We start from the raw sequence: 20,449 nt of genomic DNA, 5'->3' as shown, positions 1-20,449 counted from the left end.
TATTTATTCTGTCACCTCTTCGCAGAAGAAGCCCGCACAATCAAATCAACCGGAAATACTACGGTCTTCGGCTCTACGGTTTTATCAGCACTATCAAGCATTGTCAGCATCTGATTAATAACTGTAGAAGATATTTCTTTCACTGGTTGCTTGATAGCCGTAATACCCGGATTCAATACATCATATAGAAGATGGTCGTCGAAACTTACAATGCCTATTTTTGCATACTTACCGCCTAATTTACTGATAGCTTTTAAGCCGCCTAAGGTAAGAAAATTGGTGCTGAAAAATACCGAGTCTAAGGTATCGTTTGTGGTAAGAAATTGTGTGATTTTATGGATAATGCCCTCATAATTCAGCTCATAGGGCAGTTTGAGTATATTCGTGCTGAGATTTTGGGATTCTATAAAATCACTATACCCTTCTATACGCTCATTCTGACTATAGAGGTCGAGGGTGATAAAACCGATATTCCGGAAACCGTTTTCGAAGAGATGTTTCGTAGCCTCGTAAGCCCCACGTTTATTATCTACAACAATATTGTAAGTATCTAATTCAGGAAAAAAACAATTATAAATCACCATCGGCTTTCCCTCTTTTTTAAGATCGGCGATAGTTTCTTCTATCCCTGCAATGGGCGAGATAATAAAACCATCTACATTACGGTCGTTCAATAGCTTTATCACCGATTTCATCTGGTTCAGTTCGTTGTTAGAACTGGCCACGATGAGGGTGTATCCGGCCTTTACTGCAATTTTTTCTATCCCGCTGGCTACTTCTGAAAAAAAAGGATTATTGATGTCGCCCACAATCATCCCGATTGTTTTGCTTTTTCCGGTACTTAAGCTACGACCTAAATGATTGGGCTGATAGCCGACTTCTTTTACATAAGCTTCAATTTTTTGAATAACTTCCTTGCTGATTCTTTTTTCTTGTCCTTTGCCATTCAGTACAAAAGATAGGGTAGTAACAGAAACTTGCAGCTCACTGGCCACATCGTAGATGGACTTCTTCTTTTTCAATGCAGTTGGTTTGATTTAATTTCTCAAAAATAGAAATAATTCCTGGTATTTGAATAGAGGAGAAAGGAGAATGGAACAAGGAGAATGAAGCAGAGAGTGCTAAGGACATAAAAAAAGCCCTTGAAAGGGCTCCTTTGTTTGTCGAACAACTTTTTTTATTCCCCTTTAGAGGTTAAGGGCGTGCTATTACGCCAATCTGCCTTTCTGTTTCCAAAGAAAGCTGATGCCCTCTGAACCGAAATCAAGGAACAGAAAATCGAACGGGTCGATAAACTTATTGTTTTTCTTTAAGGTGTAGTGTAAATGCGGGCCTGTTACTGTGCCTGTAGCACCTACTTTACCAATCAACTGGCGGTGTGAAACTTTTTGTCCTCTCTTGACAGATATTTTACTCAAATGTCCGTAAATTGATTCAAAGCCATAGAGGTGTTTGATTTTAACATAATTACCTATATCGCTTTTGTAACCTGCTTCTACTACTTCGCCCTCGCCGGTTGCATATACTTTTTCGCCTGTACCACCTTTCAAATCAATACCTCTATGAAACTTCGTCACTTTGTGAACGGGATGGTTGCGTGAACCATAAAAGGAATTGATGTGAATGTCTTTGTCTAATGGGTAGCCTGCAGGTATCGTCTGTATGTAGTTTTCCTTAAAAGGATCGCTGTAAATGTAGCGCAGAATGTCGTTTACTTCGAGTAGTGAATTTAAACCTTTCCAGTTGTCTTCTTTGATTGTTTTGGTTGAATTGTTAAGGGCAATGTTCTGGGAAAATCCTGATGTGATACATCCAAAAAACATTAAAAATCCTAACACTGATTTCTTCATTCCTGACAGTTTTTATTAAAAGATTTGCAAAAGTAACCAATTTCTATGAAACGCAGTTATTAAATTATTATTGCGTAACTGAATAAATTGGACAATTTTAAGAGATAAAAGTTTAATCTATATTTAAATATTATTTATATTCAGACATTTTTGTAGAGGTTTTTCCTCGAAAATGTTTAAAATATTTATAAAATTGTATGCCCTTACGTATATTAGTGTTTGTGTTATTGTATGCATAATTGAGTAATAAATTGTATTTTACCACTACGTACTCTAAAGGCTCAAAAATGTGCGGTCTGGGATAAATTATATTGACAACCCAAATATCATTTTGGCATCTTATCTTTGGCATTGAATTTACTCATGAAACAACACAATGAATATTGAAATAACGAACCACAACGGTATTTTTATGGCCGAACTGATAGCAGAAGAGATTGTAATAATAGAAGTACAGGACGCTCTCGACATCATGGCCAATGCCGCTTATGCAGGTGCCACAAAACTGATATTACACGAAAAAAATATTACACCAGATTTTTTCGACCTGAAAACCAAAATAGCCGGAGAAATTCTGCAAAAATTCTCCAACTACAATATGCCCCTGGCCATTGTCGGCGATTTCTCTAAATACACCAGCAAAAGCCTGAGAGATTTTATTTATGAAAGCAATAATGGCAGAAGCGTAAACTTTGTGAGTAGTGTTGAAGAGGCCAAAGAGAAGTTGGCTAGGAGATAGAAATATATATAAATGTAACCATTTTCGTAGAGACGACCGATTCGCTGCGCGATGTAGGCGTCTCCGTTGGTCTATGCAATTACAAAAGTGTTATTTAAGAAGATAAAAAGAATAGCGATTTTCTTAAGCTCATATGCCTCTGGAGACGCCAGCATCGCGCGGCGAACCGGTCGTCTCTATAATAATGGATTTTAATTGATTTATTACCTCAGTCAGGCATAAACCCAAAATCTATAAACCCGGGAATCGAATGCGTATTATCTTCTATATCCGGATATTTTGCCGCTGAAGTTAACATAGGTTGAATGGTAGTGGCAAATGCCAGCACTTTCAGATTTCCTTTGATTATCGGATAAGTAATGGTTGAACCTGCTTTGGGATAAGCCTCATTCCAGTTATCAGAGATTATCGAAATAAAATATTCTTTGTTAGCCGCTAAGGCTAAAGCCGGAATATCTGCCCAACCTTGTACATTATCAATCATTTGATAGACATATTGCTGAACAATAACAGTCCTGGTCGCAACATCCCATACAGAAATACGATAGATACCTGCTTTGGGCAATCTGGAACCTACTTTTACCATTCTACCTTTTCTGGTTACAACAAACCTCAGACCATGTTCAAAGATATTCTGGTCGGGATTCGCCGTAGCCGTTACATTCATCGTATTATCAGCTAAAAAGTTCGAAAAAACTTCTGCCGACTTTAGTACTGATTTTGATTTGGTAATGATAACGGGTACACAATTTCTGGGCAGACAAGCTACAGTATTATTATTTTGATTAGCTGATACATCAGTATTTTCTTTAACAATTCCGGTCGTTTGTATAGATTTCCCTTTTGAAGGATTATCGCCGGAGACACAATTAGCCAACGCAGAAGCATTGCTGGTAAATAGCATAAAAATGCAAAATGCATAGCGCATATGTAATGATAGGTAGATTGTGGTTTTCATAAGAGTATTTTGATAAATACAGCAAGAGTTAATATTTAATAATCTTTTGTCAAAAACTATACCAAAACAATAAAGCCTATCTCCGTCAGGAAACAGGCTTTATTGCTGAATGAATCTAATCGGAATTAAATCTCTCTGATTCTAAGATTTTTAAACCATACTTTATTGCCATGGTCTTGCAAAGCAATTTTACCTTTCGCGTATTTGCCGAAACCCTCCCAGGTTTTAAATTTGCTGTTGGCTACCATATTATCCCAACCCGGGCCAGTCAAATCAAACTGAACGGTTTGTTTGCCATTCAACCAGAAAGTACCTTTATTCGCCTTATGGTCGATTCTCATTTTGGCAGTATTCCACTCGCCTGCAGGTTTTACGATATCAAAACTTGTCGGAGGAATCATGTCATATAACGAACCCGCTTTGTGGTTACCATCTTTACCTGCTTTAGCATCTGGGTGTCCCTGGTCGTCCAATACCTGCATTTCAGGGCCTGTTGAGTATGGGCAGCAGAATTTTTTATCTTCAACTACGCCCCACATTACGCCACTATTCCCTTTTTCTGAAATTTTCCAGTCCAGTTCAAATTCAAAGTTTTCGTATTCTTTATCGGTTACCAGGTCTCCGCCACCTCTGCCGGTTAATACCATAGCGCCATCTTCTACCTGCCATTTGTCTGAAACAGGCTCGGTTTTATTATAGGCATGCCAGCCGGTAAAATCTTTACCATTAAAAATTGTTACCCATTTGCCTGGTTTGTTGTTTACAAATGCTGTGGTAGCGCAGGTAACCATAAGGGCCACGGCTACAACACCTAATTTAATTTTTTTCATTGTAAATATGTAAGATTGAGGTTGATTTGAGTTCAAATTTCTTAATAAATCAAATGCAAACCAAGTGCAGGAAATTTATTATTCTTTGAATCGGAAATTATAACGAATGAGGATGGTTAATTATACGCTTGTGTAAAGGTTTTTATTTTTATACATCAAAGCCATGTATGAGTATCAGCGAATGAATTCGCCGTCTAAGAAAACAATGGATTTATTGCATACATCGCCGGACTTAAGCGGCCGTCGCGCGGTCCGGCTTACATACAAAACTGTTCCTTTGTTAATTTAGACAACGACCGCGACGGCGGACCGTTTCATTCGGTGAACAAGGGATGGTGGGTTACTTATCTAATCAAATCCCCAGAGCCTTACGGTTCACCTTTTCGTCAGCACCTGTTGCTGCAAAATCATCGAATGCACGTGTAGCTACCTGAATGATATGGCTGGCAATGAAAGGCGCACCCTCTGCCGCCCCTTGTTCAGAGGATTTAATGCAACATTCCCACTCCAATACGGCCCAGCTATCGTAGTCATATTGAGATAATTTGCTGAAAATACCTGAGAAATCTACCTGACCATCACCCAACGAACGGAAACGTCCGGCGCGGTCTGCCCAACCGGCATAACCACTATACACACCTTGACGGCCCGATGGATTAAACTCAGCATCTTTGACGTGGAATGCCTTGATGCGGTCATGATATAAATCAATGAAAGCTAAATAATCTAATTGTTGCAACACAAAGTGACTTGGGTCATAGTTGATACAAGCACGTTTGTGACCTTTCAGGTAATCAACAAACATCTCGAAAGTGGAACCGTCATACAAATCTTCTCCCGGGTGCAACTCGTAGCAATAGTCTACCCCATGTTCGTCAAATACATTCAGAATTGGTTTCCAACGGCGTGCCAATTCTTTGAATGCCGTCTCAATCAAACCTGCCGGACGTTGCGGCCACGGATATAAAAATGGCCACGCCAAAGCACCTGAGAAACCTACGTGTGTAGAAAGACCCAGGTTCTGAGAAGCTTTAGCTGCCCATATCAATTGCTGCTCTGCCCATTTGCGACGTGCCTTTTCGTTACCATGCACTGAAGCAGGTGCAAAAGCATCATACATGGCATTATAGGCTGGGTGAGAAGCAATCAACTGGCCTTGCAAGTGCGTGGATAGCTCAGTAATCGCCAGACCTTTGTCGGCTAATTTGCCTTTCAGTTCGTCGGCATACGTTTTAGATTCTGCTGCTTTTTGCAGGTCAATTACACGGCTATCCCAGGTAGGCAACTGGATACCTTTGTATCCCAAGCCTGCCATATAGTCGGCAATAGTATCTAATGAATTAAACGGGGCCTCATCGCCCAGAAATTGTGCTAAAAATATCGCTGGTCCTTTTATTGTTTTCATTGAATGTATTTTTGTTTTTATTGAGGGATTAGTCTTGAACTTTGCTGCGACTATATATCTTTTACCTGATTGGATTGATTAATATTTTAATTAAATAAATAATCCACTTTTGTAGAGACGCAATGCATTGCGTCTTCAAGGGACTATGCATAAATTAGAATTATCAATTATTTTCAAAAATCTACTCTCAAATAAAATTCGTCGAATTGGATAGACCAATGAAGACGCAATGCATTGCGTCTCTACAAAAATTCAATTCCTACTAAGATTTAAACTTTACCCATTTTGAATTGCTTTTTCCAGATGCTATAACCGTCTCCACAAACTGCATTCCACGTATCCCATCTTCTATTGTCGGGAAATCCAGTTCTATTTCTGTTGGTGTTTCGCCGTTCATGCGTTTACGAACAGTTCTGGCAAAATTGCGGTAGATATTGGCGAATGCCTCTAAATATCCCTCCGGATGGCCAGATGGAAGGCGGATATTAGCCTTGGCTTCCGGACATAGATTGCCTACTGACGGACGATACAAATGATGAAACTCCTGCGTTTTATGAGCCAGCGTATTGGGCTCCATTTGCTGCCAATGCACACTACCCAACTCACCATAAACTCTGATATTCAGGTTATTCTCATCACCATTGGCAATTTGGCTGCAATGCAGAATACCTTTGGCACCGTTATCGAAATGTAGTAGAATGTTGGCATCATCGTCCAGCAAACGTCCTTCTACAAAAGTGCTTACATCGGCACACATTTCCGTAATTTTCAAACCTGTGATGTATTCAGCCAGGTTTTCGGCGTGCGTACCAATATCACCTACCGCACCTGCAATACCTGAACGCTTAGGGTCTGTGCGCCATTCGGCTTGTTTGTAGCCGCGTTTTTCTTCCAGAAACGCCAGCCATCCCTGAGGATATTCTACAACTACTTTGCGGATGGCACCCAAAGCTCCGCTTTTTACTAAATGACGCGCCTGTTTCACCATCGGATACCCCGTGTAGTTGTGAGTAAGTGCAAAGGTCAATCCGGTTTTTTCTACCAGGTCTTTGAGTTTTCTGGCTTCAGAAAGCGTGAAAGTTACCGGTTTATCACAAATCACATGAAAGCCGTTTTCCAATGCCAGTTTAGCAGGGGCAAAGTGCATGTGGTTAGGTGTAACAATCGACACCGCATCCATTTTGTCTTTGCGGCGTTTTTCTTTCTGAATCATTTCTTTGAAATCGCCATAGCAGCGGTCAGGAGCAATCATGAGATCTTCTCCTGATGCTTTTGATTTCTCGGCTGTAGAACTAAAAGCCCCACACACTAAATCGATTTCGCCATCAATGGCAGCAGCTGTTCGGTGGACAGCACCAATAAACGCACCACGTCCGCCACCGACCATTCCCATTCGGATTTTTCGTTGCATATTGTAGACTAAAGGGTTGAAATTATGACTAATCTATCTATTAAAACCGCCTTTCATAAATCGATTCATGAAAAACGATTGGGTTTAATGCGCTTACAGCCTATTTTACTCCTATTGATTGTGAGAAGACCTATCTTGTTGAGTAAAACTTTGAATATATCGTCCCTACGGGACTTGAAACTTTATTCTATGGCCCCTTAGCTACCGATATATCATCCCTACGGGATATGGCGGCAGCGTTTTTGCAATTTAAGTCCCTTAGGGACGGTATATCTGTAAAAACAATGACTAATTACGTGCCTTGTATCCCGTAGGGATAATATATTTAAATTTTGCCAAACTTGCCTTTTAACCTATCCTGAATTATATTTTTCTTAACTCAAAATCGCCGCTACTCATCCCCCAATCCCAATCTCACCCCTCAAAAACCACTTTACAATATCATTAAACACATGAATTTGCAAATGCTAGGCAAAATTCTAACTTTGCGTAAAATAAAAAGGTTTCCTCTGATTTTACAATGAACACATTCCTTTTATTTATCTGATTTACTCCCACTTTTTATGAAAACCTGCCTTAATTGCGATAAGAAATATCAAGAATCTTATAAATTTTGCCCTACTTGTGGACAGAAATCGAGCGTTCATCGCATAAATACACATTTTCTGATTCATGAGGTGATTCATGCTTTTACGCATGCCGATACGGGTATTTTTTATTTAGTGAAAGAGTTAGCTATCAAACCCGGTATGGTAGTAAAAGAATATGTAGCCGGAGCCAGAAAAAAATACTACAACCCTTTTAATTTTTTCCTGATAACCGTTGCCATTTCCACTTTCCTGGCAGCCTATTTTCATATATTTGATGGAAACCCTCAATCCCCTAATCCGATTTCAAATCTGGTTACCAAATACGTGAACTGGATTTTCGTTGCTTCGGTACCATTGCAGGCGCTTTTTACCTGGCCGTTTTTCCGGAAAAAGAAATACAACTATGCCGAAAACATCATTTTTCACTTGTTTTTAGGCGGATTCAGGATTGTATTCTACGTTTTGTTATTTGTTGTCTTTATTACCCTTTTCAGGCAATACTACAATGTTATTTTATATTCTTACTTCTTCATTTATATACTATATGTTACGTGGGCGGCTAAGCAGTTTTATGAAGAAAATGTATACTTTACCTTTCTGAAAATTTTACTCTCCTTTGCACTTACACAAGCCCTGATAAGCGTTGTCATTGGCTTTATCTATCATGCATTTTTGAAGAATCAGCACTAAATAGCATGATAATTGTACAAATTACAATTATAAATATCATTTTCTTTTGAAATAATATTAAAAAAGTTACTTTTACGTTAGAAATTTATTAAACCCTAAAAAATTAAACACTATGAGCAATCAGTCGATTAACCAATCGCGCCTTTTTCTTGGAAGTTGTTTTGCTTTAATTACTACAGCTTTTTCATTCAGTATCCGTGCAGGTATCCTTAAGCAATTAGGTACAGAGTACGGCTTCTCTGCCGAGCAATTAGGAACTATCAACCAGATGTGGTTTTTGGGTTTTCCAATCGCTATGATTGTGGGTGGTTTAATCTATAACTCGGTAGGGGGTAAAAGAATTATGCAGTTTGCCTTTTTAGCGCATGCTATTGGGATTCTATCAACTATTTTCTCAGGCGGTGATTATACCGTTCTTTTAATCTCTACACTTTTCATTGGTTTGGGTAATGGTTGTACAGAGGCTGCTTGTAACCCAATGATTGCCGATGCCTACGAAGGCAACAAAATGAGCCAGATGTTAAACCGTTTCCACATGTGGTTCCCGGGTGGTATTGTAATCGGTGCCTTGATTTCTTATTTTATGACTGGCGCAGGCATGTCTTGGCAAACTCAAATCTGGATTATCATGATCCCGACTATTATCTATGTAGTTCTTTTCTGGGGTCAGGCGTTTCCTAGACCAAAAGTACAGGCAGCTGCTTCTATCAGCGAAAACCTGAAAGCAATGGCTACACCGCTTTTCATTTTCATGTTCTTGTGTATGGCCCTTACCTCAATTTCAGAGTTCGGCCCACAACAATGGATTGATTTGATTCTGGGTAGAAGTGGGGCAAACCCAATGGTATTATTAGCCTTGACTACTGGTACTATGGCTGTAGCCCGTTTCTTTGCCGGACCAATCATTCACAAAATCGACCAGACTGGTGTATTATTGATTTCAGCCATATTAACTGCTATCGGTTTATATATGTATAGCACCATGACAGGCGGTATATTATATGTAGTGGCTATTATTTATGCTTGCGGAATTGCTTATTTCTGGCCAAATATGGTAGGCTTTGTAGCAGATAAAATCCCGGCTAGTGGTGCTTTGGGTATGTCAATCATTGGTGGGGTAGGTATGTTCTCAAGCTCAATCTTCCAGCCAATCATCGGTCGTTGGATCGACAGTGCACGTGAAGAAAAAGCAGCCGAAGGCTTAACCGGAGACGCACTTGAACTGGCAGCAGGACAAGCTACCATCAGTACTATGGTGTTATTCCCTGTTATTCTTATTGTAGCATTTACAGGTCTATATTTCTACATGAAAAACAGAGGCAACAAAGTAGCTGTTGGCGCGTAATAAGTAGATTATATTATAAGTTATATAGGTTGGGGTTCAGAATTCTGAACCCCTATTTTTTTTAATACACACACTGTCATCGGTTAATTATACGCTTGTATGAGTACCTATAAATAATTCTAATTAAATTCTAACCTGTAATTGTTGTATTTTTCATAATATTCTATAAAATTTCTAATAAAAATTACAGGATATATCCCTGCCAGAGATTTTCTGAATAACTTTTGCTGTAAGACGTATCTAGCAGATACTACTTACAATTCCATGTTTTTTTTATTATGGTATGCCAGGCTAAAAACAATAAATAGCCTTTAGGATACTATTCAAAACAAGCAAGCCTGTCAACCGACAGGCTTGCTTGTATAGCTTTAGCACTCAATAGTTGCAAGCAATAAAAACAGGAAGGGATTCAATACGTATTGAATCCCTTCCTGTTTTTATATACCACTTTCTTTATAACCTCGTGGTTCTGTTCCCCGAAATAAGTCTTAAAAGAATCGCTATTACAGCAATAACTAAAAGTATATGAATAATGCCACCGGCACTATAAACAAAGAATCCTAATAACCATCCAATGATCAGGATTACGGCGATTAAATACAGTAAATTTCCCATTGTGTTTGAATTTAGTAGTTTAAACAATATTTTTCTGGCACTTATTCTTGTGCCTTTATGTCTAATAATACAAAAATTCCATGCCAGCTACTTCTTAATCATTTTAATATCTATATTCTGTACAATTCAAACATCAGAACGTATATATATCTGGTAAACAGTGTGGTATTTACTCCTCAATTTTGAAGAATAGAGGAAATAAGCCTGTCACATCGCCGGAAAGATAGAAATTACTTTTTTTAATTATCAGAGACCGTAATATCAAAGGCAGTTTTTTGCATTTGATAGAAAAAGCCACCATATATAATAATAATCAGGTATATTTATGAACCTTATTCGGTATGCAAGCATAATTTGAATAAAGTCAGTGAGTGGCGTATATTGGTGTATTTGACAGTATGTCAGATAAAGTGTTGTATTTGAATGACTATATTTTAATTATGCAAATTACCTGTTATGAAAGATTACCCATTAAGTATTGCCTTAATTGAGGAGGATGAAGACGACCAGTTCATATTTTCGTCAATTATAGAAAGTACTTCAATACCTGCTGCAATCAGTTTTTTAGAATGTAAAAAAGATATACAAACTAATTTAAGCACGCTTGAATCTCTCTTTCCTGATATTATTTTTCTTGGTTGTCCTTTAAAACATATAGCAGAAACCGAATATCTGGAAAAAATAAGGGACAATGCTATTTTAAAAGAGACTTTTTGTGTCATTATTTCAGGTTACACGCACAATAAATATTTAAAAGGAGTATTTAATGCCGGAGCTAATTTACACATCAATAAATTTAATGATATAGCCGTGCTGAAAAATATCATAATCAAAGTCTTAAAATTGGATTTAAAAAATTGTCCTCCTCCAACGTATGAGACTTTTCATGTAACAGAAAACTAATAAACGCTGGGGCCGTCCTTTCATGTTCATTTATCGGAGTTCAGCACGCTGAACCCCGATTATTATTTTACAGATTATCCTCCACAAACTTCCGGCAATACTCTTTTATCAGTCCTCTCACGCGCCTGAACTCCACTTTCGTTTCTTCCACATCTCCCTGAAATTTGGCAGGGTCAGGAAAATTGTAATGAAATTTCTTTGCCTCAGTCGGGAAATAGGGGCAACGTTCTTTGGCGTTGTCGCAAACCGTAATTACAAAATCGAAATCAATGTCCAGATATTCATTGACATTGTTCGACGTATGCCCCGAAATATCAATCCCATCTTCCTGCATGGTAGCTATGGCTTTGGGGTTCACACCGTGTGTTTCAACCCCTGCGCTATAAACCTTTGCCTTATCACCTGCAAAATGCTTCAGATACCCTTCAGCAATCTGGCTTCTGCACGAATTACCCGTGCATAAAACTAAAATGTTTTTCATATGATTAACAACAACCCGATTCAGGCGGACAACAATTAGATTTCGATAGAGCCTCTTTTTCGGCATAGACCGTTACACTGAAAATCCCACCTTCCTGATTTTTGAACGACTCAATTTCCTCAGCATTCAAGTAATTTCCAAGAATATCATCAGGAATCAGAATAGGCTTTTCTTTCTGCAAAGTTATATTCTGAAAACCACTTTCTTTAATAAGATTCAGATATTCAGTTTTTTGAATAGCCCCGGCTACACAACCGGCATACATTTCTGCCACATCTTTAATCTTATCAGGCAACTCACCCACCAATACAATATCCGATATGCTGAAATGTCCGCTTGGTTTTAGTATTCTTCGTATTTCGGCAAAGACTGCTTTCTTGTTTGGTACAAGATTCAATACACAGTTGCTCACCACTACATCAGCTAAATTATCTTTAAGCGGTATATCTTCAATATCTCCCAATCGGAATTCTACGTTCGCAAAACCCAGTTTTTCAGCATTCGCCTTAGCCTTTTCAATCATGTTTGCTGTGAAATCGATGCCATACACTTTGCCGGTTTCGCCCGTTTCAGCTCTGGCAACAAAACAGTCATTACCCGCACCCGAGCCTAGATCCACTACGGTATCGCCTGTTTTGATTTTAGCAAATTTAGTGGGTAGGCCGCAGCCAAGACCTAAATCGGCATCGGTAGCGTAGCCATCCAGTTCATTGTAATCATCGGCCATGATATTGTATACTTCGGTCGAGCAACCACCTGCACCACAGCAGGAGGCTTTATTGGTTGCTACCTCCTGTAAGGCTATTTCGCCGTACTTTTGCTTAACAATTTCTTTTAACTCTTGTTCAGTTGCTGTCATAACTATAATTGTTTATGGTTTATAAAATTGATTTCGTATAACGTAAACATACGACATAATAGGGTAAAAAATTTTAACAACAAGAGCCAGACTGATCTGAACCTGACTGCTCTTTCATGGTATTTTCAAAGAAATTACCAAACAGGGTTTTGATTTGCTCCAATACTTCTAAATCGAGGCAATAACACACATTCAGGCCACTTACTTCGCCCTGGATAATGCCCGATTCTTTCAACTCACTTAAATGCTGCGATACCGTTGTGCGGCTCAAGGGCAATTCATTAGAAATATCACCTGAAATACAGACCTGTTTGCGAGCCAGCAACTGGATAATAGCTATGCGTGCCGGATGCGAAAGCACCTTGGCAATTTTAGCTAGCTCTTGTTGGTCTGCCTGAAAAAGCTCTGTTTTGGCGTATGTCATTAATTATTTTTAATTATGACGTAAATATACGACATAGTTTTTGACTGATACAAGTATTTGAAATTTTATTTCTTTAAATTTTATTGAGAGGTTAAATTTTAATAGTTGTTATCCTCAACTTCTTTGTTTACCATGATAGTGAGTTATACTTATTTTGGGTTTTTTATTTAGATTTAATCAAATATAAAATCTTATTTGAAAAAATATACACTAATACAAGTCGTTAAATAAATGGTATTAAATTTGCTCCATTATTTGTATAATCACATTTAATAAGTTTTCACCTGAGAATATTGGCCTTCATATTCGGAGTGTTTACTCTAATCATGACAATGCAACCCGTATTGTTGCACAGTACTTTTTTTGCTAAAGAAAAGGGTTGTGATAGAGAAGGTTTTTGCTTAAAAGCGGTTTCTTGTAATGCAAAGAAAAAGTTGATTTCTGAAAAACAAGATATTAACGAAAAGTCTTGCCATGCGAAAAAAGAACTGGTATCTGAGAAAAAATCCTGCAGTTCCAAAAAAGCTCCTGCATCAGGCAAAGATGATTCAGAAAAAGGTTGCACTAAAAAAGATTGTGGCCCCTTTACCATTTGTTCTTATTGTTGCATTATACCGATGGACAGACCCGTTTTTTCATTTTCTTATTTCGTTGAGAAAGCTGAAAAAGCAAGGCTGATAAATGAAAATATTTCAAGTAACTACATTTCTGATTTATGGCATCCGCCTGAGTTTGTTTAAAATTCCCTGTTAATTTATTTCTTTAAGATTACCGCTATTCAAAAAAAGTCTGAGGCAGTATACTTCAGACATGGAGAACCTATGGCTAATCTGAAAAGAAAAACAGTCATTTTAAATCAATTCAAACATTCAAAATAAATACAGAAATGAAAAAAATATTTTTTAGTATCATTTGCTCAATGATTATGATAAGTGTGGCAGTTTATGCAGACAATGGTGGAACCAAAAAAACTTCCAAAAAGGCTTTGGCTAAAAAAGAGAGCGTGAAAGCCTGTTGCTCAACTGACCCGGATTGTGCTAAAAAAGATTGTCCGGTTACACCTGAATGTAAGAAAACAAGTTGCTCCAGTACACCAAGTGGTAGCAAGTAAAATAGATTAGTTAAAATAGCCCGTCAGATTTGATGGGCTATTCTAATAATAATAGATATTAGAATCATGTTCTGCGCTTTTTGAATATGCTACTCACATTATCCACCGTAACAATCGCCCAAAGAAAATTATAATAATCAATTTCTTTACCTGAGTTCCGTTCCTGAATACCCCATACATAGCCCAGACTACCTTTTATATAGGGCGAAAAAGTATAGTTTAACCCGGCATAGACCCGATTCTGATCAAATATATTAGGGTTCCCCCGCACAGCCTTGCCAAACTGGATAAAGATTTCATCATTCAGCACAGCCGTAACAGGTCTTTTTAAACGATTGAAATAAATTGGTTTTTCCAATCGCACCATATATCTAGCCCGGAAGTTTGGCTGAAAAATGCCATTATTTAATAAATCTCTCTGGCGGTATTCGAGACCGTAGCGATTGAATAGATTAAAGTATTTTACCCTAGTTTCCTGTTCTATCCTAGCTGAAACCCGCCATTCTTTTATCGGTTCTTTATGCACATTAGAGGGTTGGGCAATCAATATCCAACTTTCAAAATAGCCGATTGGAGAGAAAGATATTTTAGTAGTGGGGGTAAGGGTATAATGCAACCACGGCCAGTAACTATTAAACTGGTTTGCTGCAAATACATTCAAATCATTTTCTTCAAGATTTTGTCGGCGGTGTTGCAGCAGCATTTCTACCCGCAGGTTTTTATTGATGGTATCTGCCAGTACCAATCGCCCCCAGATAACATTGTGATGATAATTCGTTTGTGCGTGTAATTCTAATAGACTAGAAACAGTCAAGAAGAAAACAACAACCTTTTTCATAAAGTATTTATAAGATAAGTAGTAGGTATTCTGTAGTGAAAATACAATATAACTACTTTTAATCGATATAGTAAAATAAAAATTCTATAAATCCTATAGAGATGATAAACTACAAGAAGATTTGTTAATATTCTATTTGAAATAGTTGGAGGCTTTCTCTTTTTGCTATTTTTGTCTTTAAGTCAAGAATTAATGTTCTTTTGTAAAGATGATCGGTTCGCCGCGCGATGCATGGCGTCTCTACGAGAAAAACAATATAGTCAACACTACCACATTCATAACATGCTAACTATCTCTACTCCGGGCAGGATATGCCTTTTTGGTGAACATCAGGATTATTTAGGACTACCGGTTATTGCAGCGGCTATTTCCCGTCGAGTACAAATCAAAGGAGAACATCGGAACGACAACAAAATCATTATCCACCTGCCGGATATTGCTTCAGAACTACAGATGGAGGTTTCAGACAGCCGATTACCTTATATCGAAAAACGCGATTATTTCAGAAGCGGCTATAATGTATTGATTGATAAAGGCCTGCGCTTTTCGAAAGGCATAGAATGTACCGTCAATGGCAATATTCCTATCAATTCGGGCACCTCAAGTTCATCGGCCTTATTAGTTACCTGGATTCATTTCTTGTCTAAAATGGCTGATAATCCTTATGAATTTACCGAACAGGAACTAGGAGAACTGGCTTTTGTAGCTGAAATAGTGGAATTTAACGAACCGGGTGGGATGATGGATCACCTGTCAACAGCCATAGGCAATGCCGTCTATCTGGAGTTTGAACCAAAAGTAACAGCAGAGGCATTGCAACCCAATCTGGGTGCGTTTGTCCTGGCTGATTCCCTCGAACCAAAAGATACTATCGGTGTATTAAAACGTGCCAAATTTGCACGCTTAGATTTAATTGAAAAGATAAAACAGCATTTACCCAATTTCTCATTGCATACTTTTGAAACAGCTGATAAAGAGCAATTAAAAGAAGTATTAAGTGGAGACGAGTATGAATTGCTAAGCGGAACACTAAGAAACCGTGATATTCTGACCGAAGCGCTGGAATTATTCAGAAATCAGGCAATGACAGATGCGAAGGTGGGTGCCTTATTATCAGAACATCATGGTATTCTGAGAGATTTATTAGGCATCTCAACCCCAAAAATCGAACGTATGCTTTCAGCAGCCATAGAAGCAGGCGCATTAGGTGGAAAAATTAACGGCTCAGGTGGAGGGGGATGTATGTTTGTGTATGCGCCAAACAACCCTGAGAAAGTAGCCGCTGCCATTGATGCTGTCGGCGGAAAAAGCTTTGTGATTAAGATTGATAAAGGGACAATGAGCCTCTGAGAAAATAAATATTTCGTATAGGGGTAGTTTGGCATAAGTTTTCTATATAGTCATATGTGTACTTGTGTTTAATTAATCTATATTAAAAATAGTCATTTGTTAAACAATTTGGCTGAATCTGATTTTTAATGTCTGATTCTTCTGTTTTTTTTAAAACTAGTATAATCTTTGCCCAATAAATTTAGAAAAATACAACCTAATGAAAATACGTCAAACTAAATTTGTTGGTGACAACTGGAAAGAATTATCAAAAGAAGAAAATTTCTCGGCAGCAAAGGCCCAGTTAGTACTGGCTTTTGGCGAAAGAAAATTATTGGAATCGAACGATCCTTATCCATACCTACACCAGGAATATCCGGCTGCTGAGATTATTATCAATTCTACTTCTGGCGAAATATACGACGATAGTGTGCACGACGACTCTATCATTGTAACAGCCGTAGAATTTGACAAGACTATCGTTAAAACCACCAAAATTGATATTCACGACCATACAGAGAGTTTTGTAGCCGGAGAAACCATTGCCCGCAATTTAAAAGGCGATGATTTAGCTGCTATTCTGATAATCTCGGATGGAGGCAAGGTAAATGGCAGCAAGCTGATTGAAGCGCTGAATATAGCTACTAATCACGAAATACCGATTTCGGGTGGTTTGGCAGGTGATGCAGGTCGCTTTGAAAAAACATTGGTAGGCCTAAACGAGCAACCTACCGAGGGCCGCATTGTGGGTATTGGCCTCTACGGCAAAGACCTCAAAATAGGTCATGGCACGATGGGTGGATGGGATGTTTTCGGCCCTGAAAGAGAAGTGACGGAGTCGGAATACAATGTATTGTATAAAATAGGCGATAAAGCCGCTCTTGATTTGTATAAAGAGTATCTGGGTAAATATGCCAAAGAATTACCCGGTGCTGCGTTACTATTCCCGCTTTCGATGCGGGTAAAACCAGATTCAGAACCGATTGTACGGACGATTCTGACGATTGATGAAGAAAATAAAAGTATGACTTTTGCAGGAGAACTACCCAAAGGTGCGATGGTAAGATTTATGAAAGCCAATTTCGACCATCTGGTAGATGCTTCCTCTACAGCTGCCCAGAGTTCCATTAAAAACATGAAGCAATCGCCTGAACTTGCCTTATTGGTGAGTTGCGTAGGCCGAAAACTGGTTTTAGGACAGCGTACGGAAGAAGAAGTAGAAGCCGCCAGAGAAGTTTTCGGTAAAGATACGGTCATGACTGGTTTCTATTCGTATGGTGAGATTTCACCGCTTCATCCGAGTGCGCAATGCGAATTGCATAATCAGACCATGACAATCACTACCTTTTCAGAAAATTAACCAATGGAGCTTGAGAATTTACATAAACTACTTGCTAAACAATTAAAGAAATATCTGTCGGAAGAATGCCTTCAACATGAGGCATTTCAGAGTTTTATAAAAGTTGTCAACGATTCGTACCATAGTTTCGACCGCGATAAAGAATTATCAGAACACTCGGCATCTTTAAACGAAGTAGAATATTACGAAATCAATCAGAAATTAAAAAGTGAGATAACCCAGCGCCGTCAGTCAGTTGAAAAACTGATTGAGGCCATTTATTTGCTGGAAACCCCTGAAAGTGGTGAATTGGGTGAAGTGGATGACAGAAATCTATCATCATTGGTCGATGTGCTTCAACGCCAGATACAGGTCAGGAAACAGATTGAAGCTGAATTGATTCATGCCAAAGAAGTAGCCGAAAACGCTACACAGGCTAAATCTGAGTTCCTCTCAATGATGAGCCACGAAATCAGAACACCGCTGAATGCCATTATCGGTCTTACGTACCTCATGCAACAGGAAGAACAGACACCATCGGTGATGGAAAACCTGAAAACCTTGCATTTTTCAGCCGAAAACCTGCACATGTTGATTAATGATATTTTGGATTTCAGTAAGATTGAAGCCGGGAAAGTAGACCTGGAAGAGGTGCCTTTTGATCTGAAATTGCTGGTATCTAATGTGAAGAAAGCCAATCAGGTAAAAGCCGAAGAAAAGAGCAACAGAATTAAACTGATGCTCGACGACGATATTCCGAATACTTTAATCGGCGACCCGCTGAGAATCGCACAGGTATTAAACAATCTGGTCTCCAACGCCGTGAAGTTTACTATCAACGGTAGCGTAACCATTGAGGTATCTGTGATGAAGAAAAATGCTGAACATGTAAGCATTTATTTCTCAGTAAAAGACACTGGAATCGGGATTTCTCCGGAAAAGCAGAAACTCATTTTTGAAAGATTTACGCAGGCCAATTCTGAGACTACCCGTAAATTTGGCGGCACAGGCTTGGGCCTTGTAATCAGTAAAAAACTAGTGCAATTGCACGGCAGTGATATTGAGCTCGAAAGTGAAGAGGGTAAAGGTGCACAGTTTTCATTTACCCTGGATTTAAGAATAGGTACCACTGTTAAACAACAGATGGCCATCGCTTTATCGGAGACAGAAAATGAGGACGTAAGTCTGGAAGGTGTAAAGCTATTGCTGGTAGATGATTACTTTGTAAACATCAAAGTAGCTACCAAGTTTCTTGATAAATGGAAAGTTACCTACGATACCGCAGACAATGGTCTGGTAGCGATAGATAAGTTTAAAAAGAATGAATATGATTTGATTCTGATGGACTTACTGATGCCCGAAATGGATGGCTACACGGCAGTAGAGAAGATACGCGAAACAGGGGCAGAGATACCAATTATTGCCCTGACTGCCTCGGCTACCCTCAATAATCAGGACAGAGCCTTTAATGTAGGCATGAACGACTACGTAACCAAGCCTTTCAATCCAAAGGAATTGTATATGAAGATTGCTAAGTATAGTGGTAGGATTTAATTATAGGTAGATTTAAAGAAAAATCCTTTTGTGAAAACGCTATACTAGCTTTTTTACGAAAGGATTTTTTAGTTTACTAGATTAAGCTTTTACCCATTTACCATGCTCTGGTAACGCCACCTCATCCCAATGAGCAATTAATTCATCCAACCCTCTTTTTAATTCTTCACTCTGCATAGCTGTGCCATGCCCGGAGATAACTGTTTCAGGATTCAACTGTGCCAATCGTTTGACTGATTGATAGGCCGCCGCCCAATCGGTAGTTAAATAGACCGGAGGGCCACTCACTTCTTCTTCCTGCGTAAGCACTTTATACAAAGAATCCTGTTTCACCGTTACAAAGGCATCGGCAGAAATCAGTAGTCCATCTTCTTTTCGAAAAAGAGCAATTTGTCCGGGTGAATGTCCGGGCACATGAATCCATTGCCAGTCAGGCAACTGCGGAACTTTGCCATTGGCCGGTAAGCTTTGTAAAGCTTCCTGAATATTAATGGGTTCGTGTGGAAATAAGAATGATATTTTTGCAATTAAACCACCCTCTACCGAAGTATCAGGTTCAGGATAAGCCTGCTGACCCGTCAAAAAAGGAAATTCCAGCAAATGAGCATAAACAGGCACACGCCATTTGGAAAGCAGATAGACAATACTACCCACGTGGTCAAAATGCCCATGCGTTAATATAATAGCCGATGGCGGATTATTTTTGCCATATCGTAGTTCAACTGCCTCAATGATTTCTTCACCTGATTGAGGCATGCCTGCATCTACCAATACCCACGAGCTATCAGGTTTCCCAATCATAATCAGGTTCACAATCTGATTGGTAAAATAAGCCACATCAGGCGCCACCTCCCGAAGTTTTCCACTATCCACCGATGTCATCGGAATCATTTTATTGTCTTTACTCTGCTCCATAATCTTTTTTCGCTGAAACGCCCAAAGTCTATGCCAGTAGCCTTAAGTATATGGTTATGCTAGATGTTATAGAATGGCGGGTAAATGGTTACGCATGAAGTGGGGAGTGAGAATTTGGTAAAGAAGAAGACGAATGAATATAGTCTTAATCATAGTTAAATAAATAAGAGAATAATAGAGCCGTGAGGCGCACCACCGACATGCTGGCTCCTCTACGAAATCCGCGCACTTGCAAACTCCAAGAAAATTCCCTAAATTAGTAA

General features: G+C 38.8%; 21 protein-coding genes. 9 read left to right on the top strand and 12 right to left on the bottom strand.

Going from position 1 to position 20,449, the window contains the following annotated elements:
• Positions 1-11: 11 nt before the first annotated feature.
• Positions 12-1,022, bottom strand: coding sequence for a LacI family DNA-binding transcriptional regulator (locus tag D0T08_RS04900; protein ID WP_116981451.1), 1,011 nt, complete (start codon positions 1,020-1,022; stop codon positions 12-14).
• Positions 1,023-1,208: 186 nt separating this feature from the next.
• Positions 1,209-1,850, bottom strand: a complete 642-nt coding sequence (locus D0T08_RS04895) for a M23 family metallopeptidase (RefSeq protein ID WP_116981450.1) — start codon at positions 1,848-1,850, stop codon at positions 1,209-1,211.
• A 376-nt stretch (positions 1,851-2,226) separates the two neighbouring features.
• On the opposite strand from D0T08_RS04895, the gene D0T08_RS04890 reads away from it, so the two are divergent.
• Positions 2,227-2,589 (top strand): DUF4180 domain-containing protein, encoded by a 363-nt coding sequence (locus D0T08_RS04890; protein ID WP_116981449.1) that lies wholly within the window; start codon positions 2,227-2,229, stop codon positions 2,587-2,589.
• Between the two features lie 208 nt (positions 2,590-2,797).
• Here D0T08_RS04890 and D0T08_RS04885 read toward each other — a convergent pair whose 3' ends face one another.
• The 4 genes from D0T08_RS04885 to D0T08_RS04870 form a co-directional block, all read right to left on the bottom strand.
• Positions 2,798-3,547: a hypothetical protein gene (locus D0T08_RS04885; RefSeq protein WP_147322709.1), complete on the bottom strand. Its 750-nt coding sequence runs from the start codon at positions 3,545-3,547 to the stop codon at positions 2,798-2,800.
• Between the two features lie 125 nt (positions 3,548-3,672).
• A complete protein-coding gene (locus D0T08_RS04880; protein WP_116981447.1) occupies positions 3,673-4,377 on the bottom strand; it encodes a DUF1080 domain-containing protein in 705 nt (234 codons plus the stop codon).
• 352 nt (positions 4,378-4,729) lie between these two features.
• Entirely contained in the window at positions 4,730-5,782 is a 1,053-nt protein-coding gene (locus D0T08_RS04875; protein ID WP_116981446.1) for a sugar phosphate isomerase/epimerase, read from the bottom strand.
• 262 nt (positions 5,783-6,044) lie between these two features.
• The gene (locus D0T08_RS04870) at positions 6,045-7,193 is read right to left on the bottom strand and encodes a Gfo/Idh/MocA family protein (protein WP_199538112.1); all 1,149 of its coding nucleotides are present in this window, start codon (positions 7,191-7,193) and stop codon (positions 6,045-6,047) included.
• A 563-nt stretch (positions 7,194-7,756) separates the two neighbouring features.
• Here D0T08_RS04870 and D0T08_RS04865 point away from each other — a divergent pair.
• Positions 7,757-8,473, top strand: coding sequence for a DUF3667 domain-containing protein (locus D0T08_RS04865; RefSeq protein ID WP_116981445.1), 717 nt, complete (start codon positions 7,757-7,759; stop codon positions 8,471-8,473).
• A 112-nt stretch (positions 8,474-8,585) separates the two neighbouring features.
• A complete protein-coding gene (locus tag D0T08_RS04860) occupies positions 8,586-9,818 on the top strand; it encodes a sugar MFS transporter (RefSeq protein WP_116981444.1) in 1,233 nt (410 codons plus the stop codon).
• Between the two features lie 453 nt (positions 9,819-10,271).
• Here the strand turns inward: D0T08_RS04860 and D0T08_RS04855 are convergent, their stop codons facing one another.
• Positions 10,272-10,433 (bottom strand): lmo0937 family membrane protein, encoded by a 162-nt coding sequence (locus D0T08_RS04855; RefSeq protein WP_116981443.1) that lies wholly within the window; start codon positions 10,431-10,433, stop codon positions 10,272-10,274.
• Between the two features lie 456 nt (positions 10,434-10,889).
• Between D0T08_RS04855 and D0T08_RS04850 the strand changes: the two genes are divergently transcribed.
• Positions 10,890-11,336, top strand: a complete 447-nt coding sequence (locus tag D0T08_RS04850; protein WP_116981442.1) for a response regulator — start codon at positions 10,890-10,892, stop codon at positions 11,334-11,336.
• 67 nt (positions 11,337-11,403) lie between these two features.
• Here the strand turns inward: D0T08_RS04850 and D0T08_RS04845 are convergent, their stop codons facing one another.
• The 3 genes from D0T08_RS04845 to D0T08_RS04835 all read right to left on the bottom strand — a co-directional run bounded on the left by D0T08_RS04845 (position 11,404) and on the right by D0T08_RS04835 (position 13,100).
• Positions 11,404-11,817, bottom strand: a complete 414-nt coding sequence (locus tag D0T08_RS04845) for an arsenate reductase ArsC (RefSeq protein ID WP_116981441.1) — start codon at positions 11,815-11,817, stop codon at positions 11,404-11,406.
• A gap of 4 nt (positions 11,818-11,821) precedes the next feature.
• Positions 11,822-12,676, bottom strand: a complete 855-nt coding sequence (locus tag D0T08_RS04840; RefSeq protein ID WP_116981440.1) for an arsenite methyltransferase — start codon at positions 12,674-12,676, stop codon at positions 11,822-11,824.
• A 73-nt stretch (positions 12,677-12,749) separates the two neighbouring features.
• Entirely contained in the window at positions 12,750-13,100 is a 351-nt protein-coding gene (locus D0T08_RS04835; RefSeq protein ID WP_116981439.1) for a helix-turn-helix transcriptional regulator, read from the bottom strand.
• 326 nt (positions 13,101-13,426) lie between these two features.
• Here D0T08_RS04835 and D0T08_RS04830 point away from each other — a divergent pair, with 326 nt between their 5' ends.
• Complete coding sequence (locus tag D0T08_RS04830) at positions 13,427-13,840, top strand: hypothetical protein (RefSeq protein ID WP_147322708.1); 414 nt, start codon at positions 13,427-13,429, stop codon at positions 13,838-13,840.
• Between the two features lie 146 nt (positions 13,841-13,986).
• Complete coding sequence (locus D0T08_RS04825; RefSeq protein WP_147322707.1) at positions 13,987-14,211, top strand: hypothetical protein; 225 nt, start codon at positions 13,987-13,989, stop codon at positions 14,209-14,211.
• Between the two features lie 64 nt (positions 14,212-14,275).
• Here D0T08_RS04825 and D0T08_RS04820 read toward each other — a convergent pair whose 3' ends face one another.
• Positions 14,276-15,049 (bottom strand): DUF2490 domain-containing protein, encoded by a 774-nt coding sequence (locus D0T08_RS04820; RefSeq protein ID WP_116981436.1) that lies wholly within the window; start codon positions 15,047-15,049, stop codon positions 14,276-14,278.
• A 192-nt stretch (positions 15,050-15,241) separates the two neighbouring features.
• Here D0T08_RS04820 and D0T08_RS04815 point away from each other — a divergent pair, with 192 nt between their 5' ends.
• The 3 genes from D0T08_RS04815 (at position 15,242) to D0T08_RS04805 (ending at position 19,271) form a co-directional block, all read left to right on the top strand.
• A complete protein-coding gene (locus D0T08_RS04815) occupies positions 15,242-16,399 on the top strand; it encodes a galactokinase family protein (protein ID WP_310586251.1) in 1,158 nt (385 codons plus the stop codon).
• A 199-nt stretch (positions 16,400-16,598) separates the two neighbouring features.
• Positions 16,599-17,738, top strand: a complete 1,140-nt coding sequence (locus D0T08_RS04810; RefSeq protein WP_116981434.1) for an FIST signal transduction protein — start codon at positions 16,599-16,601, stop codon at positions 17,736-17,738.
• 3 nt (positions 17,739-17,741) lie between these two features.
• A complete protein-coding gene (locus tag D0T08_RS04805; protein WP_116981433.1) occupies positions 17,742-19,271 on the top strand; it encodes an ATP-binding protein in 1,530 nt (509 codons plus the stop codon).
• 81 nt (positions 19,272-19,352) lie between these two features.
• On the opposite strand, the gene D0T08_RS04800 is transcribed toward D0T08_RS04805, so the two are convergent.
• Complete coding sequence (locus D0T08_RS04800; protein ID WP_116981432.1) at positions 19,353-20,186, bottom strand: MBL fold metallo-hydrolase; 834 nt, start codon at positions 20,184-20,186, stop codon at positions 19,353-19,355.
• Positions 20,187-20,449: the final 263 nt, after the last annotated feature.

This window comes from Emticicia sp. C21 (assembly GCF_003418935.1).
Lineage (GTDB): Bacteria > Bacteroidota > Bacteroidia > Cytophagales > Spirosomataceae > Emticicia.
The sequence above is the reverse complement of the archived record's forward strand: the minus strand, read 5'-3'. Positions and strand labels throughout refer to the sequence as shown.

Excerpts from the sequence above, each read along its gene's own strand:
- D0T08_RS04805 (WP_116981433.1), top strand. The coding sequence starts at position 17,742 with ATGGAGCTTGAGAATTTACATAAACTACTTGCTAAACAATTAAAGAAA.
- D0T08_RS04840 (WP_116981440.1), bottom strand. The coding sequence starts at position 12,676 with ATGACAGCAACTGAACAAGAGTTAAAAGAAATTGTTAAGCAAAAGTAC.
- D0T08_RS04875 (WP_116981446.1), bottom strand. The coding sequence starts at position 5,782 with ATGAAAACAATAAAAGGACCAGCGATATTTTTAGCACAATTTCTGGGC.
- D0T08_RS04890 (WP_116981449.1), top strand. The coding sequence starts at position 2,227 with ATGAATATTGAAATAACGAACCACAACGGTATTTTTATGGCCGAACTG.
- D0T08_RS04830 (WP_147322708.1), top strand. The coding sequence starts at position 13,427 with ATGACAATGCAACCCGTATTGTTGCACAGTACTTTTTTTGCTAAAGAA.
- D0T08_RS04855 (WP_116981443.1), bottom strand. The coding sequence starts at position 10,433 with ATGGGAAATTTACTGTATTTAATCGCCGTAATCCTGATCATTGGATGG.
- D0T08_RS04895 (WP_116981450.1), bottom strand. The coding sequence starts at position 1,850 with ATGAAGAAATCAGTGTTAGGATTTTTAATGTTTTTTGGATGTATCACA.
- D0T08_RS04815 (WP_310586251.1), top strand. The coding sequence starts at position 15,242 with ATGTTCTTTTGTAAAGATGATCGGTTCGCCGCGCGATGCATGGCGTCT.
- D0T08_RS04880 (WP_116981447.1), bottom strand. The coding sequence starts at position 4,377 with ATGAAAAAAATTAAATTAGGTGTTGTAGCCGTGGCCCTTATGGTTACC.
- D0T08_RS04835 (WP_116981439.1), bottom strand. The coding sequence starts at position 13,100 with ATGACATACGCCAAAACAGAGCTTTTTCAGGCAGACCAACAAGAGCTA.
- D0T08_RS04850 (WP_116981442.1), top strand. The coding sequence starts at position 10,890 with ATGAAAGATTACCCATTAAGTATTGCCTTAATTGAGGAGGATGAAGAC.
- D0T08_RS04865 (WP_116981445.1), top strand. The coding sequence starts at position 7,757 with ATGAAAACCTGCCTTAATTGCGATAAGAAATATCAAGAATCTTATAAA.
- D0T08_RS04885 (WP_147322709.1), bottom strand. The coding sequence starts at position 3,547 with ATGAAAACCACAATCTACCTATCATTACATATGCGCTATGCATTTTGC.
- D0T08_RS04870 (WP_199538112.1), bottom strand. The coding sequence starts at position 7,193 with ATGCAACGAAAAATCCGAATGGGAATGGTCGGTGGCGGACGTGGTGCG.
- D0T08_RS04860 (WP_116981444.1), top strand. The coding sequence starts at position 8,586 with ATGAGCAATCAGTCGATTAACCAATCGCGCCTTTTTCTTGGAAGTTGT.
- D0T08_RS04810 (WP_116981434.1), top strand. The coding sequence starts at position 16,599 with ATGAAAATACGTCAAACTAAATTTGTTGGTGACAACTGGAAAGAATTA.
- D0T08_RS04825 (WP_147322707.1), top strand. The coding sequence starts at position 13,987 with ATGAAAAAAATATTTTTTAGTATCATTTGCTCAATGATTATGATAAGT.
- D0T08_RS04845 (WP_116981441.1), bottom strand. The coding sequence starts at position 11,817 with ATGAAAAACATTTTAGTTTTATGCACGGGTAATTCGTGCAGAAGCCAG.
- D0T08_RS04820 (WP_116981436.1), bottom strand. The coding sequence starts at position 15,049 with ATGAAAAAGGTTGTTGTTTTCTTCTTGACTGTTTCTAGTCTATTAGAA.
- D0T08_RS04800 (WP_116981432.1), bottom strand. The coding sequence starts at position 20,186 with ATGGAGCAGAGTAAAGACAATAAAATGATTCCGATGACATCGGTGGAT.